The organism is Streptomyces caeni (assembly GCF_042678285.1).
Classification (GTDB): Bacteria; Actinomycetota; Actinomycetes; order Streptomycetales; family Streptomycetaceae; genus Streptomyces; species Streptomyces caeni.
The window spans coordinates 39,017-51,569 of sequence record NZ_JBHUDX010000032.1 but is presented as its reverse complement, the minus strand read 5'-3'; the positions used below and the strand labels follow the sequence as shown (position 1 = coordinate 51,569).

Below are 12,553 nucleotides of genomic sequence, written 5' to 3'. Positions count from 1 at the left end.
GGGCTGCTCCCACCCTCCCCGGCACCACCCGGATCAGGCTGCCCTCAGCTCCACCGTCCCGCTGCGACGGGATCAGCGGTGAAGGTCTCTCACCTCCACTCGAACCACTGCGCCTCACGGCGCACCCACGACCTTCGGCACTCGACAGCCACCCTGCTCCTGGAACAGGGCGTCGAACTCGTCGTGATCAAGGAACTCCTCGGCCACGCCCACATCGGCGTCACCGCCACCGTCTACGCCCACGTAAGGCTCCGCCTCCAACGTCAGGCGATTGACGCTCTCAACGCCGCTCTGGGAGGGCACACCCACCCTGACGACCCACCTCCCACCACAACTGCGCGGTGACACGCCGAAGACGCCCGCGGCCCCACGAGAAACCTCGTGGGGCCGCGGGCGTCCGGCTGCGTTGCCGTCAGCGTTGCCGTCAAACGACGTTACGCAGAACTCCGGTCATCAGCGTCCACAGGCACGCGCGCCGCAGTCACTACGCCAGAGAACGAAACCTCCACCACAATCCGATCACCGGGAGAATAGATCCAGAGTTCCGGCACAGATTCCGTGATCTCTGATAGGTGAGAGATAGAGGATCCGAGCCCCATCTCCACACTTGGAACTGCCAGGCTCTCCCAGAAGAAGATTAGGCTGTCAGCTTTCGGGGCGAACTGCTGAATTACGGTGCCCAGCTCGATGGAATCCGACTCCATCGAGCAGAGCACCAAATCATCAGCCACCGCGCCCCATTCGATCCCACCATCAGAGTTGCGCGGGTAACGGCTAAGGCTTTCACGCTCGTACTGGAGATGCTGGACCAGGCTCAGCAACTGCACCCCTGGCCGCCCAACCCAAGTCAGCCGTCGATCACCCTGCTGATCTGCACGAACCACTCGGACCATGGATCGAGGCAAAAGGTCCGGTCTGGTTCCGTATACACCTTCGAGCGTCACGAATTACCGCCAAGCATTCTCGCGAAGTCATCTTCTGTGCCATTCCACGGCACGGCCCACTTACGCGCAGAGTCACCTTTACCGACTTCCACGTTGATATGCGGACCCTTCACCGGGTCATAGTCCATCCTCAACCTCTTGAATTCACCGTTCACCCGAGTGGTGAACCCCACTACCTTGCCGTAGGTCGTCGGCGAAGATTCGAGGCGGCCAATGTACGGCTGCCGGGTCGCCGGATCGATATCACCCAGCAGGTCGAGCGCCTTGTTCCGGGCTTGTTCGAAGCTGCCAAAGCTATCCAGGACAACTTCCTTACATGCCCCTCCGGCATTGTGCACCAATACCGGCGTGGCCCCAGCCAGCACATAGTACGTGTGGACGTCGCTGACGGTGAGGTTGTTGACGGTGGCGTCTTGGGCCGTCCGGCGTTCGATCGCGGTGATCTGGACGTAGGTGCCCGCGCTGGTCTGCAGCCACTGGCCGGCCTTGAGGTCGGTGGCCTTGATCCAGGCGCGCAGTTCGGGGACCCAGAAGGGGTGGCCGTCGGTCGCGGTGACCTGGGCCGTCTTCGTGCCCTTCTCACCGTCGGTGTCGATCGTGACCTTGACGAGGTGCTTCAGGCCCTGGCCCTTGATCTCGGCCGTGACCGTCTCGATCCGGGTCTCGCCCGTCCTCGGGTCGGTCGCGACGACCTTGTCGCCGGTCTTGACCTTCTCGATCGGCTTGGTGGTGCCGTCGGCCATCAGGACCCTGGTGCCCGGCACGAAGCTGTTGCACGTCCCACCGCCGCCGTCGCCGTCGGCCTTGCCCGACCCGCCGCTGCCGCTGGAGCCGCCGTTGCTCTTGGAGGACCCACCCGACTTGCCGCCGGGCTTGGAGCCGCTGCCACCGCCGCCCTTGCCGCCGCCGGAGCTGTGGGACGAGACCTTCGGGGCCGCCTTGGCCTGGGCCCGCTTCTGGGCCGCGTTGCCAGTCTTCTTCGACGCGCTGAGCGCCCGGTCGGATGTTCGCTTGGCTGCCTCGGCCGCCTTCTTCTTGGCTTTCTGCGCGGCCAGCTTCTTCGCCCGCTCGATCGCCAGTTTCTTGGCCTTCAGGGCCGCCGCCTCGGCCGCTTTCGCCGCCTTCAGGACGATCTGGGCCGCCTTCTTCGCCGCACGGAAGGCCTCCACCGCCTTGATCGTGCGGTTCACGGCCTTGATCACCGACGGAATCTTGCCCAGCTTCGACCACGGGATCGCGTCGACCACGATGCCCACACACGACCACATGTCACCGCCGAAGCAGGCCATCGCGTCGTTGATGCCGATGAAGTCCTTCAGCGTCTCCCATGCGACGGCGAGGATCACCGACGTCAGCGACTTGCCCATCATGGACTGCGCCTGCGCCACCTGCGCCGCCGACAGACCCGCGCCCGCCAGCGCCGCCGCCCGCTCCGACGCGGTCAGCGCGATGGACAGACCCGACGGGTCGGACATCGTCACCGGGTTGTTGTGGGCGTAGGTGTAGCCGTTGGACTGCAGCACGTCGTTCAGGTCCAGCACCGGGTCCGCGGACAGGAACCTGCCCACCACCGGGTCGTACAACCGCGCACCCAGCGGCACATAGCCGGACGCGTCGTCCCGCGTCGCACCCAGGAAACCCCTGTGGCTCTGGACGTTCTCCCCGGCCGTGTCCGCGCCGCGCTGGTTGCCGAACGGATCCTGCTTGCGCATCCGCACCGGCATGGTCTCCTTGAGACCCACCTCCGCGAACGTGCTGCCCTGATGGTCGCCGGCCAGCGCCACCAACTGCGCGCTGCCCGTGCCGTAGGCGTAGCGCATCACCGCGCCGCCGGGCACCGAGTACGTCCGCTGCGTGTTGATCAGGACGCCGCCCGACGCGACGGTGACCTCGGCCTCGCCCAGGTGCAGCGTGGCCTGCTTGCCCTTGATCGTCAGCAGGGTGGAGCCGTCGGGCGCGTAGATGTGACGGGTGTCGTTCTGCGCCGCCCACTGCTGCTCGGCCTTCGCGGCGTCACAGGCGGCCAGCACGATCGGGGTCGCGTTCGCCGAGTTGGCCCCCTGCACCTCCAGGCACAGGCCCGAGGCGATGTGGGTCAGCTGGCCGGAGGCGTTGCGCCGAAGCTCCTGGGCAGCCGAGCCGTCGCACTTCTGCAGCTGGAACGCGGAGCCGGCCGTGTCCGCGGCGGGCTGCAGGCACCAGGTGTCGTAGACGTTCAGCGTGCCGCGGTCGGGGTCGGTCTGCGTCGCCCCCGGTGTCGGGCTGAAGCGCCAGCTCTGCGCCAGCGTGGAGTTGCAGGAGTACAGCTGGATCGGCTGACCGGCGGCCGCCAGACCCGACTTCAGGTCCAGGCACTTGTCCGCCAGGCCCACGTACGGGGTCTTCCCGCCCGCGCCCTGCCCCTTGATCCGGTCGACCTTGCCGTCGTACGTCCAGGTCAGCTCCTGCTTGTCGCCGTTGTCGAGGGAGGTGACGGACTTGGTCTCACCGGTCAGCTCGTACAGGCGCTGCGCCTCGGCCGTGACCTGCGCGCCGGCCGGCGTGGTGTAGGCCTTGGACACCGTGGTCAGCGTGTGCGGCTGGGTTCCGTCGGCCTTGCCGTAGGCGTAGGTGGTCGTGGCGTCCTTGGCGGTGTCGCCGGTGAGGTCCTTCTCGGTCAGCTTGGTGCGGTTGCCGAGCAGGTCGTACTCGTACTCCTGCCAGTAGCCCGAGTTGTCCGTGCCGGCCGCCACGTTGAGCGTGCCGTCGCTGTTCTTCGGGCCGGTGCAGGAGGTCTGGTCCGCCGAGGTCCAGGCCGTCTTCAGCTGGCCCAGCGGGTCGTAGGCGAAGCACTGCCGCTCCGCGATCCCGGTGGAGTGCTCCTGGATCGAGGTGACGTTGCCCGCCGGGTCGTAGGTGTAGGACCGGTTGGAGACGAGGTTGCCGCTGACGACGCTCTGGTCGCCGGCCTGCTCGCGGTAGACCGACTGGTCCTTGAGCTCACCGCTGGACTCGTCGTACGAGTTCTGCGTCCACACCCGGTACGGCTGCGCGCCGAGCGTGGAGCGCAGGACCTGGCCGTAGGAGTCGTACACCGTCTCCGCGCCGTACCAGTCCTTGCCGGATATGGAGAGCGGCTTGCCGTCCCTGTTGTAGCGGACGACGAGCTTCTCCGCGTCGAACCGGCCCACCGCCGGCAGCGACGCCTCCTCCAGCAGGCCCGTGTCGTCGTACGTGTAGCCGTACGTGTACGACTGCTGCAGACCCCACGCGCTGGCCGTCAGGAGCGGCAGGGTCAGCGTGGTCGAGGTCGGCTGGTAGTCCTTGGTGTAGCCGTCGACCTTCTGGGTGTAGGCCTCGCCGTCGGTGTAGCGGGTGGCGGTGGCCGGCATGCCCTTGCCGCCGGGGGCCGTGTCGTAGCCGAACTGCGCCAGCAGGGTGCCGGTGGCGTCGTCCAGGCGCTGCTCCGTCGGCCGCGACAGTGCGTCGTAGCCGTTCCAGACCGTGACGCCCCGGGCGTTGGTCGTGGTGAGCGGGCGGTCGAACGTGTCGTACGTGGTCGTCGTCGTGCCCGTGTCCGGGTCGGTTGCGGTCTCCGTCCGGCCGCGGTGGTCGTACGTCCACGTCCACGGGTGTGCGGTGTCGGCGGAGTTGGCCGCCCTCACCAGCCGGCCGGCGGCGTCGTACGAGTACCGCATCGACGTGAAGCCGTCGGTCGCCGCCGGGTTGAACGTGTCGACCCGGGAGGTGCGGCCGAGCGCGTCGGTGTAGACCCGGTAGGAGGAGGCTCCCTCCGGGTTGACCACCTTGGACCAGTCCTGGCCGTACTCGTAGCGGGTGGCCCGTGCCGGGACCGGCTGCGAGGTGGCCTCGTGGGTCAGCGGGTCCTCGACCTTGAGGACGGGTGTCTCCTCCGTCACGCGGCCGAGGCCGTCGTAGGTGTAGCGGGTGATGTTGGGGACGGCCGTGTCCGCGAGCGGGGTGAACAGCTCACCCGGCTTGGCGGCGTCGGCGAGGTAGGCGTTGTTGGTCTGCCAGACCTCGCCGGAGCTGTTGTACAGCGTGTCGGTGATCAGGTAGCCGGCGCCGCCGTCGGCCTCCTCCTGCGTCTGCCGCTCGCGGCCGAGGCCGTCGTAGAGGGTGACGGAGGTCTCGATCCGGTTGTCGCGGCCGCGGGTGTAGGTGGTGACGTACGGCGGCTTGCGGTCCGGGTTCGCCGGGTCGTACACCGGGACCGTGTAGACGGCCCGGAAGTCCGGCACGGACGAGGACGACGGGGTGCGGTCGGCGCCCCATGCCTCCAGCAGGCGGCCCAGCGGGTCGTACTTCGCCTCGCTCACGTGCCCGTTGGCGTCCGTGGTCGTGAGGGTCGTCGAACGGCCCGGCTCCAGCTCGGTGATCTGGGTGTGGCCGAGGGCGTTCGTCTGGGTGACCTTGAAGACCTGCCCGGTGGGCGGGTCGTAGGTGATCGTGCCGGACTTGCCGGCCGGGTCGGTCTGCTTGACGACACGGCCGACCGCGTCGAACTCGCTGGTGCCGGCGGACTGGAAGCCGGTGCCGGCGCCGTTCAGCGACCAGGACTCGGTGGCCTCGCCGAGCGTGGTGGAGGCGAGCGCGGTGCCGTAGGCCTGGCCGTCGTACGCGGTGCGGGTGGCGCCGCTGAGCGTGGACAGGTCGGCGAAGTCCGCGTTCGCGCAGGTGGTCGGGGAGAGAAGGACCTGCTTGGTCAGGCCGATCAGGTTCTTGCCGGTGTGGTGCAGGTACTCCAGCTTGGTGCAGGACTCGTCACCCGTCCTGCCGGTGTCGCCGAGCGACTCCACCAGGGTGGGGAGACCGTACGTCGACTCGTAGGTCGTGTGGGTCTTGACGACCCGCTCGGTGCGGGTGTCGTCGCTGTTGGTGCCGGAGGACTTGGTGTACGCGGTCTCGTCGGGCTCGGTGACGCGCCAGGCGCGCAGCGGGCTCAGTCCGTCGTCGCGGTCGCGCCTGGCGAGTTCGGTGGCGGCCGGGACGGTGACGCTGCGGGAGAGCCAGTCGGTGTCCGCGGCGTCCGCGCTCGCGTAGGCGAGTTCCTCGGCGATGCGGCCGGCGAACGGCTCGGAGTCCTTGGCGATCTCGGCGCCGGTGATGTCCGTCACCGGGACGGTGTCGCCCATGCCGCGGAAGTAGCGGGTGACGGACTTGGACTTCCTGCTGCCGATGGCCGGGTCGTCGGCGCCCGTGATCACCGTGGTCTGCTCGAACCCGGCGAACTGCGAGTAGGTGCGGGTGGACTTCTTGGTGAACTCCGCCTCGGCGAGCTTCCAGCCGGGGCTCTGGTACGTGTAGCCGGTCTTGGTGGCGAACGCGCCGTCGACGTTGGGGAGTTCCTCGATGGAGTCCACCACGTACTTGTGGAACCAGTCGATGTCCTCGACCTCGGGGTCGGGGTTCCAGAACATCGGGTAGCACAGGCGCGTGTTGGACTTCAGCGCGGCGGTGTCGGTCTTGCCGGGCAGGTTGGTGCCGGTGGCGCAGTCGCCGGTGGGCACCTTGTAGGTGACGACGGTCTCGCCGCCGTACTCGTTGATGACGCGTGCGATGCGCAGCCGGGAGAAGCCCGGGCGCGGATCGCTGGGCCGCACGACCCGGTTGGGCATGTCCTCCGCGTTCGACTCGAAGCGCACCGGGTTGAGGGTGACGCTCTCGTCGGTGCTGCCGTTGCGGGCGTATCCGGTGCGCTGGACCGACTCCAGCCACAGGGCGGTGTTCGGGCCGGTCCTCAGGACCGGGAAGCTCTGTGTGAGGGCGTACCGGTCGACGACCTGGCGGGCGCTGGTGTCGGTGCGGCGCTGCGCCGAGGTCTGGATCTGGGTCAGGCGCTTGCGGGTCCAGAACGACGGGCCGGCGTTCCAGCACTTGCGGCCGGAGGTGGCGGCGGACTCGCAGTTCAGGTCGGCCGGGGTGTCGTACCAGATGCGGTACTTGCCCGGGTCCTTGTCGGTGAAGTTGGCGTCCGAGCAGGTCAGCGTTCCCTCGTCGAAGCAGCGCTCGGCGACCGTGAAGCTGACGCGGGCCGGGGCGGTCGCGGAGAAGATGCTGTCCTTGCGCTGCCCGTAGTCGATGCGGCTGAGCCAGCCGCCGCGGTCGTAGACGACCGGCGCCTTGAAGTCGAAGTTGCGGGCGTAGTGGTTCTGCTCCTTCTTCCACCACAGGGACATGGCGTTGCCGTGGATGTCCTCGACGTAGTCGAGGCCCCAGCGCCATGCCTGGGTGCACCACGAGCCGGGCCAGTCACCCACCTTGTAGCAGGGCTCGCCCGGGTGGTTGCCGTACACCGGCACCGTCAGGACCGAGTCGGTGACCGGCTGGCCGTCGGTCCAGCCCGGCAGCTTGTGCAGGCCGAAGTGGTAGCGGGTGCCGTCCCGGGTGGTGACGACCCAGTACTCGCCGTCCTTGGCGCCGTTGCCGGTCGCCGGGTCCTTGATCTGCTCGACCTTGGAGCCGTCGCCGTTGGCGGTGAACCACTTGCCCTGGGTCTCGTCCCACACGAGCTCGGTGGTCATGCCGCCCAGTGACAGGGTGGCGTTGTTCGAACCCCAGCACAGGTCCGCGGTGCGGTGCGTGGCGTTGTTCGAACCGGACTTCTTGGAGTCCTCGCGGCAGTTGGCGTAGGTGCGGGTGATGGAGCCCGCGTTGTAGTCCCAGCCGTCGCCGATCCAGGACGCCTGGTTGTTGGTTGCGGAGGTGCGCCCGTCGACCGACTGCGAGGAGTAGCTCAGCGCCACCTTGGGCATCAGGCCGCCGGCGGTCTCCGGCACCTGCACGTCGTAGGAGTAGGTGAAGGCTCCGGAGGAGGAGCCGGCCGCCCAGGAGCCGGAGGACAGCAGCGGGGTCGCGGTGTAGTCGCCGGAGGCGGAGGCGCCGGTGTCCATGGCACCGATGACCTGCGGGCCGGAGGCGTCGACGGCCGGGAGGACGTCCTGGCCGCTGAACGAGGCGGTGCGCGCGGAGGCGCCGGAGGGCGTCGAACCGGCCGTGCCGTCCAGCAGGTCGGCGACCGGGACGGAGCCGCTGAGGATCGTGCGGGTCTTGGCCTTCTTCGCGGCGGTGGACCTGGTGGGCGCCTTCTTCGCGGGCACCTCCCGCACCGTGCTGCGCAGCCGCTCGGCACGGCGGGCACCCGTCTTGACCGACATGGTCTGGACACCGCTGCCCGCGGCGCAGTCACCGCTGTTGGGAGCGGTCAGGACGCAGTCGGGCAGCAGGACGAGGCCGAAGCGGTCGGCGGCCTGGGGGCCGTAGAGGTCGGCGAAGCCGGTGGTGTCGACGGCGACCGCGACCTGCGCGGCCGGGTCGGCGTCGGCGGGCGGGGTGACCTGCATGATCAGGCCGGAGACATCGGCGTCCTGGGACGCGGTCGGCGCGGCCAGGGCGACCGTCCAGTCACCGTCGATCGCGGCCGGGTCGGTGCCGACGGGCACGCCGAGCGCGACCGGCAGGCCGTTGCTGACCGGTACCGTGGTGCCGGGCGCCGTGGTCGAGGTCAGGGTCGCGGTGCCGCTGCTCTCGGTCCAGGGCGTGACGGCGACCGGCGCGTACGGGTCGACGGGGATCTCGGGCGCGGTCGTGAGGTTCTTGTCGGCCTCCGCGTCCCCTTGGACCGCGGTGTCCTGCGGCAGGTCGGGGAGCTTGACCTCCTCGCGGCTCATGCCGGGGCCCGGGATCGCCCATGCCTGCGCGCTCAGGCTGGTCACCGTCAGCGCCGATGCCAGCACCAGGACGGTCGCCACGCGGCCCTGCCGCCGGCGCCGCCGTTCCGACTCCGTCCTGGCCGGGCGTCTCGGTCCCAGCCATGCCAGTGGACTTTGAACACGCATACGCGTCGTCGACTCCCACCCCAGGCGATGCGAACAAAGAGCACATGCCACTCCAGGCGCATGCGTGCCCGCACTCTCTGTCATGAGCGCCACACACTTCAAGATCGGAGCGATGGACGGATGAGACGGTCATGTGATGTGCACCATAAGACATATATGACCAGACCGGCCGCTTGATCACCTCGCATGAAATATGGCGAAAGCGCGACCCTATCGACGCACAACAGGTTGCCAAAACGTGCGAGTAGGGGCATGCGTGACGGACGGTCAAGGACTTCCCAACGCTCCATCACATCTTCATAAAGACTTTATATGTGGACGGCATGTGTAAACCGTGTGATCGTGTGCGCGCCCACGCCCCGCGGCCTGCCGACCGGGGCTGTCCGTGCTGTCCCCATCCGCCTGGTCCACACGGGAGTTGACCGACGCCGTGTCCGCGCCGCCTCGCTGTCTCAGTCCTTTCATACGTACGCGCACCAGGCTGGCTCTCACGCTGGGTCTGGTCCTGGCCGCTCTGACCACTGCCCTGCTGCCCTGGTGGCACCCTGATGAGCCGTCAGCCCCGCAGGCCGGCAAGGCGACCGGCGCGCGGCAGGCTGCGACCGCCCCCCGCGACGAGGCCGCCGCCGCGGCCGAGGCCCGGCGCACCGGAAAGCGGGTCGTCGTCGACACGGCGACCACCGCCACCTCCCTCACCTGGGCCCAGCCGGACGGGCAGTTGCGCACCCGGATCACCGCCCTTCCGCAGCGTGCGAAGAACGCCGAGGGGAAGTGGGCGCCGATCGACAACCGGCTGCGACGCACCGACGACACCGCCGACGGCCTCGGAGTCCGGCCGGTCAACCCCGCGCTCCCGGTGCGGTTTTCCAGCGGTACGCCGGACGGCACCGCCCGCGCCGACCGCTCGTACGCGCGCCGACCGCTGACCGCCGGCCAGACCGCGCAGGACACCGTACTGGCCGAGGTGGACATCGACGGCCACACCGTCGCCTACACCTGGCCGGGCAGGCTGCCCGAGCCGGTGCTCGACGGGCCGCGCGCCCTCTACCCGGAGGTACTGCCGGACGTCGACCTCCTCCTGGTCGCCCGCGAGGAGGGCGGCTTCGCGCAACTGCTCGTCGTCAAGACCAGAAAGGCCGCCCAGAGCAAGGCCCTCGCGACGGTGTCGTACGGGCTGCGCTCCCAGACGGCCGTGTTCCAGTACGACGAAGCCGCGCGCCGTGTCCTGGTGCTGGACAAGGCCGGCAAGGAACTCGGCTCGATCCCCACGCCGTTCGCCTGGGACTCCAGCGGCCGTGACCCCGAACTCCCCGAGGGACAGGGCGCGCCGCGCACCTCGGTCGCGACACCGGCCGACGTGCTGAAGCTGTCCGGCCTGAGCGGCATCGAGCCCGGCGCCCACAGCGCCCCGATGCCGATCGAGCTGGCCGGCGACCGCAGTGGCACGGCCCGCCTCGACCTGGGGGTCGGCGAGACCGGCCTGCTCACCGACGAGAACGTCCGCTTCCCGGTGTTCGTCGACCCGACGCTCAACAGCGGCTGGCTGGCGTGGACGGTGGCGTACAAGCCGTACCCGAACACCAGCTTCTGGGACGGCACCAACTTCGGCTCCGGCACCTCCGACGCCCGCGTCGGCCACGAGAGCGACACCGGCGGCACGGCCCGCTCCTTCTGGCGGATGAACTACAGCAGCAGCCTGAAGGGCGCGACGATCTCGTCGGCGACCTTCAAGGTGCTCAACAACCACTCCTGGTCCTGCACCACCCGGGAGTTCCAGTTCTGGCTGACCGGCTCCATCTCCTCGGGCACGACGTGGAACAAGCAGCCGAGCTGGTCCACGGAGCTGCAGCGCAAGTCGTTCGCGCACGGCTGGTCCTCCAGTTCCTGCCCCGACGCGTACGAGGCGTTCAACGTGAAGGCCGCCGCCCAGAAGGGCGCGGACAGCGGCTGGTCGAACATCACCTTCGGCATGCGCGCCACCAGCGAGTCCGACACCCAGACCTGGCGCAAGTTCCGGGCCACCTCGGCCACTCTGGAGGTCGTCTACAACCGCAAGCCGTACGAGCCCACCGGCGGCAAGTCCACCCCCGGCGGCGCCTGCTCGGCCGGCGGCTCGGGCGTGACCGTCGGCAAGACCAACATCGTGCTGTCGGCGAACGCCAAGGACCCCGACGGCAACCTCAGCAAGCTGCGCTTCCGCTTCTGGCCGACCGGCGGCACCGTCCCGTCCGGCACCCTGGTCACCCCGAACTCCAGCGGAACCGCCACGGTGACCATCCCCTCCACACTGCCGCTGAACGACAAGACCACCTACTCGTGGGACGTGCGCGCCGAGGACTCCGGCGGCTTGGTCTCCACGTACTTCCCGCCCGGCACCGAGCCCTGCCGGATCACCGTCGACGCCAGCGCCCCACCGCAGCCCGCGATCGAGAGCACCGACTTCCCGAGGGCCACCGCCGACGGCCAGACCTGGTCGAGCGTCACGTTCGGTTCTACGGGCTCGGTCTCGTTCTCCTCCCCGGGCTCGGCGAAGTTCAAGTGGGCCATCGACGGCCTGAACTACGCGGAGGTCCCGGCCGACGCCGACGGCAACGCGACCGTCTCCGCCCTCGCGCCGCCGCACGCCGGCCCCAACTGGCTGAACGTGTACGCCTACGACCAGTACGGCAACCAGAGCGTCCGATCCGACTACAACTTCTACGTCCCGCCGCGCGACAAGGCGGACGCCCCCTGGGACACCGGCGGTGACGCCATCCCCGACCTGCTGATCGTGGATGCGAACGGCAACCTGCGCAACTGCGTCGGCAGTGAGGGCGGCGAGTTGTACGGGTGCCTGGCCGCCTCCTACGACGCGAGCAAGCAACCGGACCCCACGGGCCACTGGTACGACCCGGCCACCGGCAAGGCCGCGCTCATCACCCACTACGACGACGCCTACCCCGGCGACGGCTCCACCGACCTGTTCGCCGTCACCCCCGACGGCGCCTTCTGGCTCTACCCCGGTGACGGCTACGGCAGCTTCAACGTCGACGAGCGGCTGAAGATCCGCCTGCCCGCGAACGCCCCCGACCCCTCGACCTGGACCCAGATCAAGGCCGTCGGCGACATCACCGGCGACAGACTGCCCGACCTGGTCCTGCGGGCCGGCACCGCGTTCTGGACGCTGTCCGGCTACAGCGGCGCCACCTTCCAGGCGGCGACGCTGATGGAGGGCACCGCCTGGGCCCGCCGCGACATCGTCAACGTCGCCGACATCAACGGCGACGGCACACCCGACCTGCTGTGGCGCAACATGGACAACGGCAACATGTACGTCCGCCACGGCAAGCCCGGCTCCGTCAGCGGCAGCGTCGACCTCGAATCGCTGAAGCTGGCCGCCAACTCCCTCAACGGGGATGTGTCCTACGGCACCGGCTGGACCGACACCAACGTGTCGACGGCCCTGGGCATCCCCGATGTCAACCAGGACGGCGTCCCCGACATCTGGGCCCGCTTCGGCTCCGACGGACAGATGCGGATCTACTATCCGTCCAGGACCAACACGAACCCGCCCGTGAAGGTCGTGCTGTCCCTGGACTGGAGAACGGTCCGGGCCCTCGGCTGACTCGGCCGCGGTGACTCCCACCGGGCTCCGGCCACCTCGCGCGAGGTGGCCGGAGCCCGGTCGCCTTCCCCGTCGGCCATCGGTCGCCGGGACGGCGGATTCGGGAGTGGACGTCGGAAGGCCGGGCCGAAAGGGGACGTGGCGGAACCGGGGCCAGGCCCCGGGCG

3 protein-coding genes and 1 pseudogene are annotated in these 12,553 nt (G+C 69.2%); 2 read left to right on the top strand and 2 right to left on the bottom strand.

Annotation, left to right across the window (positions count from 1 at the left end; translation table 11 throughout):
* Nucleotides 1-120: 120 nt before the first annotated feature.
* A pseudogene (locus ACFSL4_RS14195) lies at nucleotides 121-345 on the top strand (tyrosine-type recombinase/integrase); the annotation flags it as partial.
* An 89-nt stretch (nucleotides 346-434) separates the two neighbouring features.
* Here ACFSL4_RS14195 and ACFSL4_RS14190 read toward each other — a convergent pair.
* Both ACFSL4_RS14190 and ACFSL4_RS14185 read right to left on the bottom strand, forming a co-directional pair.
* Nucleotides 435-821: a hypothetical protein gene (locus ACFSL4_RS14190; protein ID WP_381082359.1), complete on the bottom strand. Its 387-nt coding sequence runs from the start codon at nucleotides 819-821 to the stop codon at nucleotides 435-437.
* 119 nt (nucleotides 822-940) lie between these two features.
* Nucleotides 941-8,695, bottom strand: coding sequence for a ricin-type beta-trefoil lectin domain protein (locus ACFSL4_RS14185; RefSeq protein WP_381082357.1), 7,755 nt, complete (start codon nucleotides 8,693-8,695; stop codon nucleotides 941-943).
* A 517-nt stretch (nucleotides 8,696-9,212) separates the two neighbouring features.
* On the opposite strand from ACFSL4_RS14185, the gene ACFSL4_RS14180 reads away from it, so the two are divergent.
* On the top strand, nucleotides 9,213-12,386 hold the full coding sequence (locus ACFSL4_RS14180) for a DNRLRE domain-containing protein (RefSeq protein WP_381082355.1): 3,174 nt from the start codon (nucleotides 9,213-9,215) through the stop codon (nucleotides 12,384-12,386).
* Nucleotides 12,387-12,553: the final 167 nt, after the last annotated feature.